11 protein-coding genes and 1 pseudogene are annotated in these 17,785 nt (G+C 69.4%); 4 read left to right on the top strand and 8 right to left on the bottom strand.

Features of this window, described 5'->3' with window-relative positions; translation table 11 throughout:
- Positions 1 to 71: 71 nt before the first annotated feature.
- On the bottom strand, positions 72 to 1,838 hold the full coding sequence (gene arc, locus WBG99_RS29375; protein ID WP_338899185.1) for a proteasome ATPase: 1,767 nt from the start codon (positions 1,836 to 1,838) through the stop codon (positions 72 to 74).
- Between the two features lie 244 nt (positions 1,839 to 2,082).
- On the opposite strand from arc, the gene WBG99_RS29370 reads away from it, so the two are divergent.
- Complete coding sequence (locus tag WBG99_RS29370; protein WP_338899184.1) at positions 2,083 to 2,388, top strand: ferredoxin; 306 nt, start codon at positions 2,083 to 2,085, stop codon at positions 2,386 to 2,388.
- Positions 2,389 to 2,478: 90 nt separating this feature from the next.
- Here WBG99_RS29370 and WBG99_RS29365 read toward each other — a convergent pair whose 3' ends face one another.
- The 3 genes from WBG99_RS29365 to WBG99_RS29355 form a co-directional block, all read right to left on the bottom strand.
- Positions 2,479 to 3,054, bottom strand: coding sequence for a hypothetical protein (locus WBG99_RS29365; protein WP_338899183.1), 576 nt, complete (start codon positions 3,052 to 3,054; stop codon positions 2,479 to 2,481).
- Positions 3,055 to 3,302: 248 nt separating this feature from the next.
- Positions 3,303 to 4,205, bottom strand: a complete 903-nt coding sequence (locus WBG99_RS29360; protein ID WP_338899182.1) for a tRNA (adenine-N1)-methyltransferase — start codon at positions 4,203 to 4,205, stop codon at positions 3,303 to 3,305.
- 103 nt (positions 4,206 to 4,308) lie between these two features.
- Positions 4,309 to 5,925, bottom strand: a complete 1,617-nt coding sequence (locus WBG99_RS29355) for a site-2 protease family protein (RefSeq protein WP_338899181.1) — start codon at positions 5,923 to 5,925, stop codon at positions 4,309 to 4,311.
- A gap of 218 nt (positions 5,926 to 6,143) precedes the next feature.
- Here WBG99_RS29355 and WBG99_RS29350 point away from each other — a divergent pair, with 218 nt between their 5' ends.
- Both WBG99_RS29350 and WBG99_RS29345 read left to right on the top strand, forming a co-directional pair.
- Positions 6,144 to 7,067 (top strand): RecB family exonuclease, encoded by a 924-nt coding sequence (locus tag WBG99_RS29350; RefSeq protein ID WP_338899180.1) that lies wholly within the window; start codon positions 6,144 to 6,146, stop codon positions 7,065 to 7,067.
- Positions 7,068 to 7,269: 202 nt separating this feature from the next.
- Entirely contained in the window at positions 7,270 to 7,941 is a 672-nt protein-coding gene (locus tag WBG99_RS29345; RefSeq protein ID WP_338899179.1) for a response regulator transcription factor, read from the top strand.
- 87 nt (positions 7,942 to 8,028) lie between these two features.
- Here WBG99_RS29345 and WBG99_RS29340 read toward each other — a convergent pair.
- The 4 genes and pseudogenes from WBG99_RS29340 to metH all read right to left on the bottom strand — a co-directional run bounded on the left by WBG99_RS29340 (position 8,029) and on the right by metH (position 16,477).
- A pseudogene (locus WBG99_RS29340) lies at positions 8,029 to 9,611 on the bottom strand (ABC transporter substrate-binding protein).
- 92 nt (positions 9,612 to 9,703) lie between these two features.
- Positions 9,704 to 11,308 carry an ABC transporter substrate-binding protein gene (locus WBG99_RS29335; protein WP_338899178.1) on the bottom strand — a complete coding sequence of 535 codons (1,605 nt, stop codon included), beginning with the start codon at positions 11,306 to 11,308 and terminating at the stop codon, positions 9,704 to 9,706.
- A 416-nt stretch (positions 11,309 to 11,724) separates the two neighbouring features.
- The gene (locus WBG99_RS29330) at positions 11,725 to 12,420 is read right to left on the bottom strand and encodes an HAD family phosphatase (RefSeq protein WP_338899177.1); all 696 of its coding nucleotides are present in this window, start codon (positions 12,418 to 12,420) and stop codon (positions 11,725 to 11,727) included.
- 529 nt (positions 12,421 to 12,949) lie between these two features.
- Entirely contained in the window at positions 12,950 to 16,477 is a 3,528-nt protein-coding gene (gene metH, locus WBG99_RS29325; RefSeq protein ID WP_338899176.1) for a methionine synthase, read from the bottom strand.
- A 424-nt stretch (positions 16,478 to 16,901) separates the two neighbouring features.
- On the opposite strand from metH, the gene WBG99_RS29320 reads away from it, so the two are divergent.
- A complete protein-coding gene (locus tag WBG99_RS29320; protein ID WP_338899175.1) occupies positions 16,902 to 17,666 on the top strand; it encodes an IclR family transcriptional regulator in 765 nt (254 codons plus the stop codon).
- Positions 17,667 to 17,785: the final 119 nt, after the last annotated feature.

The following is a 17,785-nucleotide window of genomic DNA, read 5'->3' as shown; positions in this document are numbered from 1 at the left end:
TGCTCCAGCCGTGCCCCGAAAAGCAGTCGGCTGCGGGTACCCGCCGAGGGCACCCGCAGCCGCCCTGTGTTTTACAGGTACTGTCCGGTGTTCGCCACGGTGTCGATGGAGCGTCCGGTGTCAGCGCCTTGCTTTCCGGTGATGAGCGTACGGATGTAGACGATCCGTTCGCCCTTCTTTCCGGAGATTCGGGCCCAGTCGTCCGGGTTGGTGGTGTTGGGCAGGTCCTCGTTCTCCTTGAACTCGTCCACGCATGCCTGGAGGAGGTGGGAGACGCGGAGGCCTTTCTGGTTCTTGTCTAGGAAGTCCTTGATCGCCATCTTCTTGGCGCGGCCGACGATGTTCTCGATCATGGCGCCGGAGTTGAAGTCCTTGAAGTAGAGGACTTCCTTGTCTCCGTTGGCGTAGGTGACTTCCAGGAAGCGGTTCTCCTCGGATTCGGTGTACATGTGTTCCACTGCCGTCTGGATCATGCTCTGGACGGTGGTGGCCTTGGAGCCGCCGTGTTCGCCGAGGTCGTCCGCGTGCAGCGGGAGGCGCTCGGTGAGGTACTTCTGGAAGATGTCCTTGGCCGCTTCGGCGTCCGGACGCTCGATCTTGATCTTCACGTCGAGGCGGCCGGGGCGCAGGATGGCGGGGTCGATCATGTCCTCGCGGTTGGAGGCGCCGATGACCACGACGTTCTGCAGGCCTTCCACGCCGTCGATCTCGGCGAGCAGCTGGGGGACGATGGTGTTCTCCACGTCCGAGCTGACGCCGGAGCCGCGGGTGCGGAAGAGGGATTCCATCTCGTCGAAGAAGACGATGACGGGGGTGCCCTCGCTGGCCTTCTCCCTCGCACGCTGGAAGACGAGGCGGATCTGTCGCTCGGTCTCGCCGACGTACTTGTTGAGGAGCTCGGGGCCCTTGATGTTGAGGAAGAAGCTCTTGCCCTGGGCCTGGCCGGTGACTTCGGCGACCTTCTTGGCCAGTGAGTTGGCGACGGCCTTGGCGATGAGCGTCTTGCCGCATCCTGGGGGCCCGTAGAGGAGGACGCCCTTGGGCGGGCGCAGTTCGTGCTCCTTGAACAGGTCCGGGTAGAGGTAGGGGAGCTCGACCGCGTCGCGGATCATCTCGATCTGGTTGCCGAGGCCACCGATCTGCTCGTAGCCGATGTCCGGGACTTCTTCGAGGACGAGTTCCTCGACCTCGCTCTTCGGTACGACCTCGTAGACGTAGCCGGAGCGGGGTTCGAGCAGGAGGGCGTCGCCGGGGCGGATGGTGACGTCCAGCAGCGGCTCGGCGAGCCGTACCACCCGTTCCTCGTCGGTGTGCCCGAGCACCAGGGCGCGCTCGCCGTCCTCGAGGATCTCCTTGAGGGTGACGATGTCCCCGACCCGCTCGTACTCCATGGCCTCGACCACGTTGAGCGCTTCGTTGAGCATCACTTCCTGGCCGCGCCGCAGCTCTTCCAGGTCGACGCTCGGGCTGACGTTCACCCGGAGCTTTCGGCCTCCGGTGAAGATGTCGGCCGTGCCGTCCTCGTTCGCCGTGAGGAAGACACCGAAGCCGGCCGGTGGCTGTGCGAGCCGGTCGACTTCTTCCTTGAGGGCCACGATCTGGTCGCGGGCCTCACGGAGCGTGTTGGCGAGCCGCTCGTTCTGTGCGGACACGCCGGCCAGATTGGTCTGCAGTTCGACGATCCGCTCTTCGAGAATCCTCGTGTGTCGCGGAGAGTCGGCGAGCTTGCGTCGCAGGACGGCGATCTCCTGCTCAAGGTAGGCAATCTGCCCGGCAGGGTCGTCGGACCCTCGTCCCGGGCGGATGCCGCGGTTCATGTCGTCGTCGTGGGCTGCCACGGTCCTCACCTCCTCCAAGGGGAGCTGGACGCTTCCAGACCCTACCTGGGTGGGTGTCGATTGAAACCCCTAGATCACAAAGACGGTCGGGGTATGTCCGATCTTCACCCTTGCGCTCTCCCTCACGCCAGGGGAATACCCACCGAACGTGATTGGGAAGCGGCCCCGGGTAGGGTCGAAGTGTTCAACACCCGTCAGAGCCTGCATCGTTCCCGACGGGCTCGACGAAGAAACGGCAGGAGAGATGAGCGTGCAGCAGGAGACCGGGGCCCGGGGCAGGGAGCTGGAGGTCTGGATCGACCAGGATCTCTGCACCGGTGACGGAATCTGTGCCCAGTACGCGCCCGAGGTGTTCGAGCTGGACATCGACGGACTGGCCTATGTGAAGAGCCCGGGGGACGAGTTGTTGCAGGCCCCGGGGGCCACAACACCCGTTCCGCTGCCGCTTCTCACGGATGTGGTGGACTCGGCGAAGGAGTGTCCGGGCGAGTGCATCCATGTGCGTCGGGTTTCGGACGGGGTGGAGGTCTTCGGACCGGACGCGGAGTGACCCGACGGGCAACCCCGCGTCGCACTGTGTCTGCATTGTCACAGCGGGTGCGCCGGGTGATCACGTCCCGCCGGTCTGTCGGCGCCGGTGTCAGACGCTTCGCGTTCCGGCGGGCGTGGAGCGTACGAACGCCCCGTTCTTCCACTGCCACTTGACGGAATCCGTCACGTCGGGGCAGCAGTTGGGTACGTCGGCCGACGAGTAGCCGTGCAGGTTCGCTGTGACGCCGCCGTCACGGACTGCGAAGTCGGTGACGGTCTTGCGGTCCCCGGGCTTGACGAGGGTGGCGACCACCCGGGGTGCCGCGGCGTCGGTTGAGCGGGTGAGGACGTACACGCCGTCGGGCGGGGTGCCCATGCTGGCGTCGCAGTGGGCTACGGCCACGGTCTCGGGGCGGCCGTCTCCGTCGAGGTCTCCGGAGCGCTTGTGCTTGACGACGACTGCGACGGTTCCGCAGTCGAGGGGGAGGTCCACCTCGGTGGGGTCGGGGGCCACCGCGGCGGGCGGGGCCGGTCGGGGCGCCGGGCCGGGCTGGGCCGCCCTCGCCGCGTCGGGTTGGAGGGCGGACGACACGGCCACGACCGCGGCGAGGGCGGTGGCCGTGGCGAGCCAGTGGATCGGGCGGGTCTGCGCGTGTGCCAGTTCCGGGACGGCGGATTGCTGCACTAGGAGCGTCTCCCGAGGGTGCTGTGCCGGTTGGGGTGCCCCGCATGGTGCCATACGTCACAGAGGGGGTGAACCTCGGGGTGGGTGGTTCCGGCGGCTTTCTGGTGGCGCGTCAACGGGAGAGCGACGTGGCCGAGTTCCCGGGCGCTGCCGGGAACTCGGCCACGTCGATGGCGCGTTGTACACGGCACGGGGCCCCCGTGGTGAGGGGCGGGCGACGCGGGCCGTGTCGGCGGGGCGGGGGCGGCTCAGCGGCCGGAGCCGCCGTCGGCGTTGGGGCCGGCGTAGTCCTCGCCGTAGGCGCCCTTGGCGGGGCGGCGCCGGCGCATGGGGGGCTCGACACCGTCGGCGAGGCGGCGGGCGGTGAGCAGGAAGCCGGTGTGGCCGATCATGCGGTGGTCCGGGCGGACGGCGAGGCCTTCGATGTGCCAGTTGCGGATCATCGACTCCCAGGCGGTCGGCTCGTTGAAGGAGCCGATCTCGCGGATGGATTCGACGGTCCGGGCGAGCTGGGTGGTGGTCGCCACGTAGCAGCAGAGGATGCCGCCGGGGACGAGGGCCTTGGAGACGGCGTCCAGGCACTCCCAGGGGGCGAGCATGTCGAGGATGACGCGGTCGACGTCGGTGTCCGAGAGGTGGTCCTGGAGGTCGCCGACGGTGAGCTGCCAGGCGGGGTGGGGGCTGCCGAAGTAGCGTTCCACGTTCGCCTGTGCGATCTCGGCGAAGTCGGCGCGGCGCTCGTAGCTGTGCAGCATGCCCTGGTCACCGATGGCGCGCAGCAGGAAACTGCTGAGCGAGCCGGAGCCGACGCCGGCCTCGACGACGCGGGCGCCGGGGAAGATGTCGGCGAAGGCGAGGATCTGCCCCGCGTCCTTGGGGTAGACCACGGCGGCGCCGCGGGGCATGGACAGGACGTAGTCGGGGAGCAGGGGGCGCAGCGCCAGGTAGGCGACGTTCCCCGTGGTGCGGACAACACTGCCCTCGGGAGCGCCGATCAGCTCGTCGTGCGGGAAGGAACCCTTGTGGGTGTGGAAGTTCTTTCCCTCTTCGAGCGTGAACGTGTAGTGGCGTCCCTTGGGGTCGGTGAGCTGGACCTGGTCCCCGACCTTGAAGGGCCCGCGACGGCGGGCGGCACCGGTCGGTTCGGACATGTGACCAGCGTACCGGTCCCCGGGGGGCGCGCCGACCACGGTCTCGGTGTGCTGAGGCCGTGGGAACGGGGCGCCGCGGGCGACCGGAGTTCAGGGGGTGCGTTCAGGAGGGCCTTGCCATCGCCTTGACGAAGGCTCGCTCCACGTCGGCCGCCGAGAGGACGCCGTAGATCTCGCCGGATTCCTCCACGACCAGGTACTCGGTGGCCGGGGCCGCGCGGAGGGCGTCGAGGAGTTCTTCGCCCGCCAGTTCGGCGGAGACGCGCATGCCGTCGGTGAGGTCGTGGGCGAGGCCGCTGACGGCGACCCAGGGACGCCGGTGTTCGGGAACGCCGACGATGGCGGCCTCGCGGACGAGGGAGACGGGTTCGCCGCCGGGGTCGACGACGACGAGGGCGCGGGCGCCGGCCTCGTTGGCGCGGCGCAGGGCTTCGGAGAGGGGGGTGTCGGTCTCGACGGGGACGGCGCGGCGGGTGAGGGCGCGGGCCTGGAGTTCGGGCAGGTGTTCGCGCAGGCGGGCCATACGGAGGCTGTTGCCGGCGCCGGTCCAGATGATCGCGGCGAGGATCGCGGCGAGCAGGGCGTCCAGGACGGTGTCCATACCGACGCTGTCCTCGGCGGCGGAGCCGAGCAGGCCGGACTGGGTGAGCAGCGGCAGTCCGACGAGGACGGACAGGGCGAGGGCGCGGCCGACCCAGGCGGCGGCGATGGTGCCGCTCATGGGCTTGCCGGTGATCTTCCAGACGACGGCGCGGAGCATGCGCCCGCCGTCGAGGGGGAGGCCGGGCAGCAGGTTGAACGCGGCGACGATCAAGTTGGAGATCATCAGGCCGGCGAGTAGGACGCCGGGGACGGTGCCCGGTTCCACGGCCTGCAGGGCGCCGTAGAAGATGCCGGCGAGGGCCAGGGAGAGCAGGGGGCCGACGAAGGCCAGGACGAATTCGCGGCCGGGGGTCTCGGACTCTTTCTCGATCTCCGAGACGCCGCCGAAGAACTGGAGCTGGATGCGGCGCACCGGCAGTTTGAAGCGCAGGGCGGCGATGGTGTGGGCGAGTTCGTGGACGAGGACGGAGGCGTAGAAGGCGACCGCGAAGAAGAGGGACACCAGGTAGCGGGCGCCGCCGAGGTCGGGCAGGACGCGGTCGAGCTGACCGCCGAAGACCCAGGTGATCAGGGCGGCGACGAGGAACCAGCTGGGTGCGACGTACACGGGTACGCCGAAGGGGCGGCCCATGAGGATGCCGCCGCCGGGGTCCTTGGGGCGCTCGGGTGGCTTGGGTGCGGCGCCCGAGGGGGTGTGGGGGCGTGTCGAGGTGACCGTGCGCTTCGGCTCGCCGGTTGGCGCCTTGATCAGGTCCGCCGGGGTCGCCGAGTCCGCCGAGGGCTCGTGGGGAAGGCCGGCCGACGGCTCATGCACAGGGGTTTTCGAGGGCTCGCGCGTCGGGGTGTGCGATGCCGCGCGCTCCGGGACTGCCGCCGCCTCACGCGCAGGGACTTCCGACGGCTTCGTGGTCTCGGAGCCGCCGGAGCTATGGGGGTCGCCGGTGTCCTGGGGAGCTGCGGAGGCTCGGGGGGGTTCGGGGTGAGCCGGGGGGGTGTCGGTGGGTTCGTCGGCGTCGCGGCGGAGGGCCGCCGGTGTTTCGGTCGCGTCACGGTCCGTGCGCTCGGGCGCCTCGTCGTTGTCGGACTGCGGCTGCCCGCTCCCGCCGCTCGTCTCCACGGTGTCCCCTCGTTCGAAGCGTCTTCCGCGCCCGGTGGCCGGGCGGAAGGGTCTGCGGTCGATGCTATGCGGTCGCCGGGGTACGTTCGGCCCCGGCACCCCCTCTGTTGTGCCCCGCGTCGCACGGGGCACACGTGTGTCGGTGTGTGTCGCGTCGTCCGGCGGTCGTACGGGCCGGTGGCTGTCACTGTCAGTGGCGGGCCGTATGGTCTGGGGTCATGGAAATCAGCACCGACGGCACCGGCACCGTCCCCGTGGGCGGCGAGGGCGACCGTCCTGCCGTGCGGGCCGCCGCGCCGCCTGCCTCGCTGTCGCCGTCGCGCGCCAGTGACTTCATGCAGTGCCCGTTGCTGTACCGGTTCCGGGTGATCGACCGGCTGCCGGAGAAGCCGAGCGAGGCGGCGACACGCGGCACGCTGGTGCACGCGGTGCTGGAGAGACTTTTCGACGCGCCGGCGGCCGAGCGGACGGCGCCGCGGGCCAGGTCTCTGGTGCCCGGCCAGTGGGACCGGCTGCGGGAGAGCAGGCCGGAGGTCGTGGAGTTGTTCGCGGACGACCCCGAAGGTGAGCGGCTGGCGCGCTGGCTGGACGAGGCGGAGCGGCTGGTGGAGCGCTGGTTCACGCTGGAGGACCCGACCCGGCTGGAGCCCGCCGAGCGGGAGTTGTTCGTGGAGGCGGAGCTGGACTCGGGGCTCAGGCTGCGCGGGATCATCGACCGGGTGGACGTGGCGCCGACGGGCGAGGTGCGGATCGTCGACTACAAGACGGGCAAGGCGCCGAGGCCCGAGTACGCCGAGGGCGCGCTGTTCCAGATGAAGTTCTACGCGCTGGTGGTGTGGCGGCTGAAGCAGGTGGTGCCGCGGCGGCTCCAGCTCGTCTATCTCGGCAGTGGTGACGTCCTGACGTACGACCCGGTGATCGCGGATCTGGAGCGGGTGGAGCGCAAGCTGCTCGCGCTGTGGGAGGCGATCCGGCTGGCCACGGAGAGCGGGGACTGGCGGCCCCGGCCTACCAAGCTGTGCGGCTGGTGCGACCACCAGTCGGTCTGCCCGGAATTCGGCGGTACTCCCCCGCCGTACCCCCTGCAGGTGAGGTCGCCCGAGTCGGCCGGCGACGGGCAGGGCAGAATGGGCCCGGACTAGGGCCTGTTGTTCGGATCACGCCTGGGGCGCGGGGCTTGACACACCGTCTGCGGCGTTGTCGTCGGTTGCCGATACTCCACGTCGACGCCCTCCTCCGCCTTGCGGTTGCGCGTGCCAAGCCCCGCTCACCGGCAGCCGTGAGGAACCGCAGCCCGAAACCGGCATGATCTGAACGACAGGCCCTCAGCCGAAGGAGACTTTCGTGGCCATCCGCGTCCTACTGGTCGACGACCAGCCACTGCTGCGTACCGGCTTCCGGATGATTCTGGAGGCGGAGCCGGACATCGCGGTCGTCGGGGAGGCCGGGGACGGTCTTCAGGCACTCGACCAGGTGCGGGCGCTGCAGCCCGACGTGGTGCTGATGGACATCCGTATGCCCCGGATGGACGGGGTGGAGGCGACCCGGCAGATCACCGGGCCGGAGCGGGACGGTCCGGCGAAGGTGCTGGTGCTGACCACGTTCGATCTGGACGAGTACGTGGTGGAGGCGCTGCGGGCCGGTGCCAGCGGGTTCCTGCTCAAGGACGCGCCGGCCAATGAGCTGGTGCAGGCGATCCGGGTGGTCGCCGCCGGGGAGGCCTTGCTCGCTCCGAGCATCACGCGCCGGCTCCTCGACAAGTACGCGGTGCACCTGCCGTCGGGTGACGAACCGGTGCCGGACACGCTGCACACGCTGACCGACCGTGAGGTCGAGGTGCTGAAGCTGGTGGCCCGGGGGCTGTCGAACGCCGAGATCGCGGCCGATCTGTTCGTCAGCGAGACCACGGTGAAGACGCATGTGGGGCATGTGCTGACGAAGCTGGGGCTGCGCGACCGGGTGCAGGCGGCGGTGTACGCGTACGAGAGCGGGCTGGTGCGTCCCGGCGCGCAGTAGGCGAGGCCGGCGCACGCCGCGCCAACGCGCCGAGGGCGCCCTCTTCCGGTGAAGAGGGCGCCCTCGGCCGTGCGTGACTGTCGGGCGTCAGCCCTTACTGATCTCCCAGAAGCGGAAGACGGTCGACGCGTCCAGGCAGTACTCCAGGCCGTAGACGTTGTCGCCGACGACGGCGTACTGCTTGGCCTGCCAGATGGGGATGAGGGGGACGTCGGTGGCGACGATGTTCTGCAGCTCGGCGTATTCCTTCTCCGTGGAGGAGCGCTCGCTCTCGGCGGCGGTCTTCGTGAGGAGTTCACCGGTGATGGTGTCGTTGGTGTAGTTGTTGCCCAGCACGTTGTCGTCGCCGAAGAAGGGGCTGGTGAAGTTGTCGGGGTCCGGGTAGTCGGGGACCCAGCCCTTCACGTAGACGCCGTACTTGCCGGCGGCTATGTCCTTCTCGTACTGGCCGAAGGCGACGGACTTCACCTTGGCGTCGAACAGCCCGCTGTCGTTGAGCTGGTCGGCGATGGCCTCGAACTCCTGGTCGGTGGAGGGGCCGTAGCGCGACGGCGTCGACCAGAGGGTCAGTTCGACCTTGTCGGTGATGCCGTCGGCGCGCAGCGCTGCCTCGGCCTTGGCCTTGGAGGGACGGGCGCCGTAGGTGTCGAAGAAGGCGGTGTTGTGGCCGGTGATACCGGCCGGGATGATCGAGTACAGCGGTGTGGCGGTGTCCTGGTAGACCTCGTTGACGAGGGCCTCGCGGTCGAGGAGGTGGGCGATGGCCTGGCGGACGCCGAGCTTGCCGGTGACCGGGTCGTTCATGTTGAAGACCAGGTGCTGGACCTCGGCGCCGGTGCCGTCGACGATGTCGACGCCGTTGGCCGTGGAGGTGTCGGTCTCGATGTCGGAGATGTCGGAGGCGCTGAGGCCTCGGTAGGTGACGTCGAGTTCGCCCTCCAGCAGGGCCTTCTTCAGGGCGTCCTGGTCGCCGTGGAAGAACCTGAGGGTGACGCCGCTGTTCTCGACGTCGGCGGTGCCCCGGTAGTTCTCGTTTACGGAGAAGACGGCCTCGTTCTCGCCGAAGGACTCCAGTTTGTAGGGGCCGGAGCCGACCGCGCCGCCGTCCTCGCGGAGGCCGTCGGCGTCGTAGGAGCTCTCGTCGACGATCGAGCCGGCGCCGGATGCGATCTTGCTGGGGAAGGTGGCGTCGGCGTACTTGAGGTCGAAGCGGACGGTCTTGTCGTCCGGTGTCTCGACCTTGTCGAGCATGGGAAACATGATCGCGGGGCCGGCGTCGTCGTTGATCTTCAGCATGCGGTCGAAGGAGAACTTGACGTCCTTCGCGGTGAGCGCCTCACCGTTGCTGAACTTCAGGCCGTCCTTGAGGGTGCACTCGTAGACCTTGGTTCCGCTGTCCGTGAAGGAGCACTCCTCGGCGAGGTCCGGTTCGGGCTCGGTGGCGCCGTTGGGGAAGCTCAGCAGGGACTGGAAGACGTTGTTGAAGAGGAGCCAGGACCCGGGGTCGTAGCCGGAGGCGGGGTCGGTGGCCAGGACGTCGTCGGACATCCCCATCACGATGTTGGAGCCGGAGCCCCCGGGTCCCCCGATTCGGAGCCGCAACCGGTCAGCAGGCCGGCGGCAAGCCCTGTCGCCATGGTCAGGACGGGCCACTGGGTGCGTATGTTCACGTATGGATGCCTTGTGTCGTCGGTGCATTGCGGGCGCTCCGGGATCCCCCGAGGCCGGTCGGCCTCTGCCCGGGGCGGATGGTGAGGTCGGGTCAGTTGCCCATGCCACGGCTCAGCTCCCAGAGCTGCAGCGTGGAGACGGCGTTGAGGGCGTATTCGGCGCCGGTGACGTCGTCGCGGGCGGCGACGTACTGGTTGCCCTGCCACAGCGGGAGGATCGGCACGTCGTCGGCGACGATGTCCTGGATGCCGGTGAGGCTCCCCGAGGCGGCGACGCGGTCGGCCTCGCGGCGGGACTCGGGGATCAGCTTGCCGCGGATCTGGCTGTTGGCGTACGGCGAGCCGAGGAAGTTGTCCTTGTCGAGGAAGGGCGCGAGGTAGTTGTCGGCGTCGGGGAAGTCCGGGAACCAGCCCATGCCGTAGACCGCGTACTCGCCTTCCCTTTCGGCGCGGCGGAACGTCGACCAGGGTGCGCCCTTGGTGGTCACGTCGAACAGGCCGCTGTCGTTGAGCTGCTTCTTCAACAGCTCGAACTCCCGTTTGGTGGCGGCTCCGTAGTGGTCGGTCGTGTAGTGGAGGGTCAGCTTCACCGGGGTGGTGACGCCGGCCGCTTCCAGGGTCGACTTCGCCCTGGTGACGTCGGGGTCGCCGTACTTGTCGAAGAAGGAGTTGGAGTGGCCGGTGATGCCGGCCGGGACCAGTGAGAACAGGGGTTCGGCCTGTGAGCCGTAGACCTTGGAGACGAGTTCGCCCCGGTCGACGACCTCGGCCATGGCCCGGCGGACGGCGGTGCTCCTGACCGGGGCGGCCTCGGTGTTGAAGGCGAGGTAGCGGATCTCCAGGCCGGCGGACTCGATCAGGTCGATGTCGCCGTCGTCGGACTTGGAGAGCTTGGTGATCTGCTCCGGCGTCATGGTGCGGGTCATCAGGTCGATGTCGCCGTCTTCGAGCGCGGCGCCCATGGCGTCGGCGCTCGCGTAGGAACGCAGCTCGACCTTGTCGTTCTTCGGGTCCAACTGCCCCTTGTAGTGGGGGTTCTTGGTGAAGACGGCCTTGACCAGCTCGTCGTCCTCGACCTCGGCGTCCAGGATGTAGGGGCCGGAGCCGTCGACCTCGAAGCCGTCGCGGAGCCTGCCCTTGTCGTAGTCGGCCGGGTTGACGATGCCGGCGACCGGGGTGGACAGCTTGTACGGGAGGGTCGCGTCGGGGCTGTTGAGGTGGAAGATCACCTCGTTGTCGCCCTTGGTCTCGACGAGGTCGATGGTGGACAGCAGGGCGAAGACGCCGCTGTCGGCCTTGATGGAGCGGGCGCGGTCGATGGAGAACTTCACGTCCCCGGCGGTGACCGGGTCGCCGCTCGCGAACTTCAGTCCGTCACGGAGCTTGCAGGCGTAGCGCTCGTTGCCGGTGTCTGTGAAGGCACACTGGGAGGCGGCCTCGGGTTCGGGCTCGCCGTCGCCGCGGGGCTGGACCAGGAGGGTCTGGACGGTCTGGCGGAGGATGTTCCGGGGGCCGACGTCGTAGGCGTACGCCGGGTCGATGGGCGCCGGGGCCTCCTTGGACGCGGTGAACCGGTCGGTGGTGCCGACGACGATCGCGTCACCGCTGCCGCCCGCGCCGTCGGGGGCACCGCAGGCGGCGAGTACCGGGGTGAGCAGACCGATCACGGCCGGCAGCACCAAGGTCTTGCGGTTCATGCTCGCGTTCTCCAGAACTGTGGTCCGGGACGGGTGCTGGCGGGGTGGTGCGAGCGCGTCTCGGGAAGTACGGCGATGTTCTCGCGTCGAGATTAGCCCGCACCGCCAGAGCGTCCCGTACGCACCGGAGTTGAGTTCCCATCACGCTGCGGAACCGGGTGTGGACGCACCGATGAAACGCCGACGGAATGTTTGGGTGCACCCTTCACCAATCGGGACACATGGGCATGCCGAACACCCCTCACACGAGGATCGGACGCGCGTGGAGCGCGCTACCGATTCCCCGTGCGAGTGGTAAAGGTCACAGCCTTGAAGGGGTTCCCGTATGCGGGAATTCACTCATTGCGACCGGCGGAATTCCCAAGGGGGAGCGCATGAGTGACCTGGTAATTCATTGCGCTTTCAATTGTTTGTCGTCAGATGACCATCAGGCCGTGCAGAAAGGGCAGGTCGATCTCTTCCAGTGAGGTCACGACGGTGCGCCGGGCGGTGGGGGCGATCGGGGCCACGGACGGGACCGCGACCACCTGGCAGCCCGCGGCCTCGGCCGCCGCGACGCCGGTCGCGGTGTCCTCGACGACCGCGCACCGGGCCGGATCCGCGCCGAGACCGGCGGCGGCCAGGAGGTAGGGGTCGGGGAACGGCTTGGTCCGCTCGACCTCGTCGCCCGCGACGGTCAGCGCGAAGTGGTGGGAGCCGAGGGAGGCCAGGACGCGGTCGATGATGCGCCGGTGCGAGGCGGAGACCAGGGCGGTGGGGACACCGTGCGCGGCGAGCTCGGCGAGGAGTCTGGAGGCGCCGGGCATCAGCGGCAGCGCCCGCCCGATACGGCCCTCGAAGCCGTCGTTGAGGAGCACGGTCAGCTCGGCGAGGGTGATGTCGGCGCCGGTGGCCTCGATCAGGAAGCCCGCGCTGCGACTCATGGGGCCGCCGACCACGACATGGCGCCAGGAGTCGTCGAGTGTGTGGCCGAGGCGGGCGAAAACCTCCACCTCCACCTCCCACCAGAAACCCTCGGTGTCCACCAGGGTGCCGTCCATGTCGAGGAGCACGGCCTGCAGCGCGGAGCCTTCGGCCGTACGGGTTCCTAGCGCGGGGATCGTCGTCGTCATCCGGCGCACCTCCTTGTGGGACGAGCAGGCCGGTTCCCGGGTGGGGAACCGGCCTGCGGTGGACCGACCAGTGTACGACGCCGTCCGACCGATTGCCCGGCCGACGAACGTGTCGGACCGCTGACCAGGCGTTGTCGGCCTCACAGGGCAGGACGACCAGCGTCGCGACGGGGCGAACGTCGCCTGTCGCGGCCCCAGGACGTGTTGCGAAGGTAGCGTCGTCCGCCCGGAGGGCGGGCTCGCGGCGTCTGGGGCGGTGCGTCGCAAGGCGGAGGGTCGCCCGCGTACCGGGCGTACGCGGGCGATCCCGACAACGCGGCGCGGTGCCGTGCCAGACGCCGCGAGCCAGACGGGATCTTCGAAGAACGCCCTGGTAGTACTCCGTTAGGTGGCGCTGAACTGCGGCGATTCGACGACGCGGTGGAACGGACGACGCCCGAGCCACGGCGGTTTCCGCAGGTCGTGACCGAGGGCCGGGCGCCGCCAAAGCCCGGCGCCACTCGGCGGGTCCGCACCTAACGAAGCCCTACTAGCGCGCGTTGAAGTACTTGGCCTCGGGGTGGTGGATGACGATCGCGTCCGTGGACTGCTCGGGGTGGAGCTGGAACTCCTCGGAGAGGTGGACGCCGATGCGCTCGGGGTCGAGGAGTTCGGCGATCTTGGCGCGGTCCTCCAGGTTGGGGCAGGCGCCGTAGCCGAGGGAGAAGCGGGCGCCTCGGTACTTGAGGTCGAACATGTCCTCGATCGCGGCGGGGTCCTCCCCTGCGAAGCCAAGCTCCGAACGGACCCGCGCGTGCCAGTACTCGGCGAGTGCCTCGGCCAACTGCACGGACAGGCCGTGGAGTTCGAGGTAGTCGCGGTAGGAGTTGGCCTCGAAGAGCTTGGCGGTCTCCTCGCCGATGCGGGAGCCGACGGTGACGACCTGGAGGCCGACGACGTCCTTCTCGCCGGACTCCTCCGGGCGGAAGAAGTCGGCCAGGCACAGCCGGCGGCCACGGCGCTGGCGGGGGAAGGAGAAGCGGGTGCGTTCGTTACCGGCGTCGTCCAGGATGATCAGGTCGTCGTCCTTGGACACACACGGGAAGTAGCCGTGGACGACGGCCGCTTCGAGGAGGTTCTCGGTCTGGAGCTTGTCCAGCAGGCCGCGCAGCCGGGGCCGGCCCTCGGTCTCGACGAGTTCCTCATAGCTCGGTCCGTCGCCGGTGCGGGCCTGCTTGAGTCCCCACTGGCCCTTGAAGAGGGCGTCCTCGTCGAGCCAGGTGGCGTACTCCTTGAGCTGGATGCCCTTGATGACGCGGGTGCCCCAGAACGGCGGTGCGGGGACCGGGTTGTCGGTCGCGACGTCGGAGCGTACGTGGCCTTCCTCCGGGCGCTCCTCGATCACGGTGGTCGCGGCCGTCGCCCGGACCCGGCGCTGCTTCAGCTCGGGCAGCTTCGCCCCGGGCACACCGCGCTTGACGCCGATGAGGGCGTCCATCAGGCGCAGGCCCTCGAAGGCGTCGCGGGCGTAGCGGACCTCGCCCTCGTAGACCTCGTGCAGGTCCTGCTCGACGTAGGCGCGGGTCAGGGCGGCGCCGCCGAGGATGACCGGGTAGTCGGCGGCCAGGCCGCGCTGGTTCAGCTCCTCCAGGTTCTCCTTCATGATCACCGTGGACTTCACCAGGAGCCCGGACATGCCGATGACGTCGGCGCGGTGCTCGGCGGCGGCGTCCAGGATCGCGGAGACCGGCTGCTTGATGCCGAGGTTGACAACCGTGTAGCCGTTGTTGGACAGGATGATGTCGACGAGGTTCTTGCCGATGTCGTGGACGTCGCCGCGCACGGTCGCCAGCACGATGGTGCCCTTGCCCTCGGCGTCCGACTTCTCCATGTGCGGTTCGAGGTGGGCCACCGCCGTCTTCATGACCTCGGCGGACTGCAGGACGAACGGCAGCTGCATCTGGCCGGAGCCGAACAGCTCGCCGACGACCTTCATGCCGTCCAGGAGGGTCTCGTTGACGATGTCCAGGGCGGGACGAGCCTCCAGGGCCTCGTCGAGGTCGGCCTCCAGGCCGTTCTTCTCGCCGTCGATGATGCGGCGCTTGAGGCGCTCCTCCAGCGGGAGAGCGGCCAGTTCCTCGGCCTTGCCCGCCTTCAACGACTTGGCGGTGGCGCCCTCGAACAGCGCCATCAGCTTCTGCAGTGGGTCGTAGCCCTCGGCGCGGCGGTCGTGGATCAGGTCGAGGGCGGTGGTGACCTGCTCCTCGTCGAAGCGGGCGATCGGCAGGATCTTGGAGGCGTGCACGATCGCCGAGTCCAGGCCGGCCTTCACACACTCGTCGAGGAAGACGGAGTTGAGGAGGATGCGTGCGGCCGGGTTGAGGCCGAAGGAGATGTTCGACAGACCGAGGGTGGTCTGGACGTCCGGGTGGCGGCGCTTGAGTTCGCGGATCGCCTCGATGGTCGCGATGCCGTCCTTGCGGGACTCCTCCTGGCCGGTGCAGATGGTGAAGGTCAGGGTGTCGATGAGGATGTCCGACTCGTGGATGCCCCAGTTCCCGGTCAGGTCCTCGATCAGCCGTTCGGCGATCTCGACCTTCTTCTGCGGGGTGCGGGCCTGGCCCTCCTCGTCGATGGTCAGCGCGATCAGCGCGGCACCGTGCTCCCGCGCGAGCCGGGTGACCTTGGCGAAGCGGGACTCGGGACCGTCGCCGTCCTCGTAGTTGACGGAGTTGATGACCGCGCGCCCGCCCAGCTTCTCCAACCCGGCCTGGATAACGGGCACTTCGGTGGAGTCGAGGACGATGGGGAGGGTGGAGGCGGTGGCGAAGCGGCCGGCGAGTTCGGCCATGTCGGCGACGCCGTCGCGGCCCACGTAGTCGACACACAGGTCGAGCAGGTGGGCGCCCTCGCGGATCTGGTCGCGGGCCATCTCGACACAGTCGTCCCAGCGGCCCTCCAGCATGGCCTCGCGGAACTTCTTCGAGCCGTTGGCGTTCGTGCGCTCGCCGATGGCCAGGTAGGAGGTGTCCTGACGGAAGGGGACCGTCTGGTAGAGGGAGGCGGCGCCGGGTTCGGGGCGCGGGTCCCGCGCGGTGGGGGCGAGGTCCCGGACGCGGTCGACGACCTGGCGCAGATGCTCGGGGGTGGTGCCGCAGCAGCCGCCGATGAGGGAGAGGCCGTACTCGCGTACGAAGGTCTCCTGGGCGTCGGCCAGCTCCGGGGCCGTCAGCGGGTAGTGGGCGCCGTCCTTGCCTAGGACCGGCAGACCCGCGTTCGGCATGCAGGACAGGGGGATGCGGGAGTGCCGGGCGAGATAGCGCAGGTGTTCGCTCATCTCGGCCGGGCCGGTGGCGCAGTTCAGGCCGATCATGTCGATGCCGAGCGGCTCCAGCGCGGTGAGCGCGGCGCCGATCTCGGAGCCGAGCAGCATCGTGCCGGTGGTCTCGACGGTCACCGAGACGATCAGCGGCAGATCGACGCCCAGGGTGTCCAGGGCACGGCGGGAGCCGAGGACCGCGGCCTTGGTCTGGAGGAGGTCCTGGGTGGTCTCGACGAGCAGCGCGTCGGCGCCGCCCGCGATCATGCCCTCGGCGTTCTGCTGGTAGGCGTCGCGCAGGAGGGTGTACGGGGCGTGGCCGAGGGTCGGCAGCTTGGTGCCGGGGCCCATGGAGCCGAGGACCCAGCGCTGCCGTCCGGTCGAGGTGGTGAACTCGTCGGCGACCTCGCGGGCGATCCGGGCACCGGCCTCGGACAGTTCGTACACGCGCTCGGGGATGTCGTACTCGCCGAGGGCGGAGTGGTTGGCCCCGAAGGTGTTGGTCTCGACACAGTCGACGCCGACCTCGAAGTACGCCTCGTGGACGGAGCGCACGATGTCGGGGCGGGTGAGGTTCAGGATCTCGTTGCAGCCTTCGAGGTTCTCGAAGTCCTCGAGCGTCGGGTCCTGCGCCTGGAGCATCGTGCCCATCGCGCCGTCGGCGACCACCACGCGGGTCGCGAGGGCCTCGCGCAGTGCGTCGGATCGGGCCCGGCCGGCGGCGGCGGACGAGGGGGACGGGTTCGGCGACGAGGCCATGGAGCTGCTCCCTGGAGTGCGACGGCTGTCGGCTTTGCGACTTCCCGTGGAAGCCGCACGCCGCCAGGGTAGCCCGGAGCGCCGCGGATGGTCAGGGCAGTCCACGGGACGGACGGGCGTGGCGTGGCGTGGACGACCGGGTGCGGTTTACTCCGACGACGCACGCGCGCTCGGCGCCGGGCCGCACCGTACGAACACCGCACGATCATCGGGTGGACACCGGTGGACACCGGTGGGCACGACACAGGCACGGCACGGCACGGGCACGCCTCGGGCACGGGAACGTCACCGGGCGAGCCACATGGCCGAAAAGGTACTGACGGCCATTAGCGAGAGGTCGGCAACGACCGGTAGTGTTCGGCATTGCCGAACGATGGAAGTTCACTCGCGTACGGCGGTCGAAGGGGACGGAGGCAGGACGGCGATGGCACGGAACATCCAGTCGCTCGAACGGGCGGCCGCGATGCTGCGGCTGCTCGGGGGCGGCGAGCGACGGCTCGGCCTGTCGGACATCGCCTCGTCGCTGGGCCTGGCCAAGGGCACCGCCCACGGCATACTGCGCACCCTCCAGCAGGAGGGCTTCGTCGAGCAGGACGACGCCTCCGGGCGCTATCAGCTGGGGGCCGAGCTGCTACGGCTCGGGACCACCTATCTCGACGTCCACGAGCTGCGCGCCCGCGCCCTGGTCTGGACGGACGACCTGGCCCGCTCCAGCGGCGAGAGCGTCCACCTGGGGGTGCTGCACCAACAGGGCGTGCTGATCGTGCACCACGTCTTCCGGCCCGACGACAGCCGGCAGGTCCTGGAGATAGGAGCCATGCAGCCGCTGCACTCCACGGCCCTGGGCAAGGTCCTCGCGGCGTACGACCCCGTGGCGCACAGCGAGGTCCTGGAGAGCGAGCGCGAGGCGTTCACCGAGCGGACCGTCTACGAGCTCGGTGACTTCGAGAGCGTCCTGGACATCACCCGCGCGCGCGGGTACGCGGCCGACGTCGAGGAGACCTGGGAGGGCGTCGCGTCCATCGCCGCCCCCATCCACGACCGGCGGCGCATGCCCGTCGGTGCGGTCGGCGTCACCGGCGCCGTGGAGCGGTTGTGCCGGGAGGGCGAGCTGCGCCCCGAGCTGATCGCGGCCGTACGGGACTGCGCCCGCGCGGTGTCACGGGACCTGGGCGCCGGGCGGTTCTGACCGCCGTACGCCACCGCCAGACCCGGGAAGGCCGGGGCGCCGCCAGGCGCCCCGGCCTTCCCGGTGCGCCCCCCTACCAGTCGTCGAAAGATCGATGAGCCACTTCGATCAATAACGAT

Source organism: Streptomyces sp. TG1A-60 (assembly GCF_037201975.1).
Lineage (GTDB): Bacteria > Actinomycetota > Actinomycetes > Streptomycetales > Streptomycetaceae > Streptomyces.
This window is presented reverse-complemented; position numbering and strand designations above follow the sequence as displayed.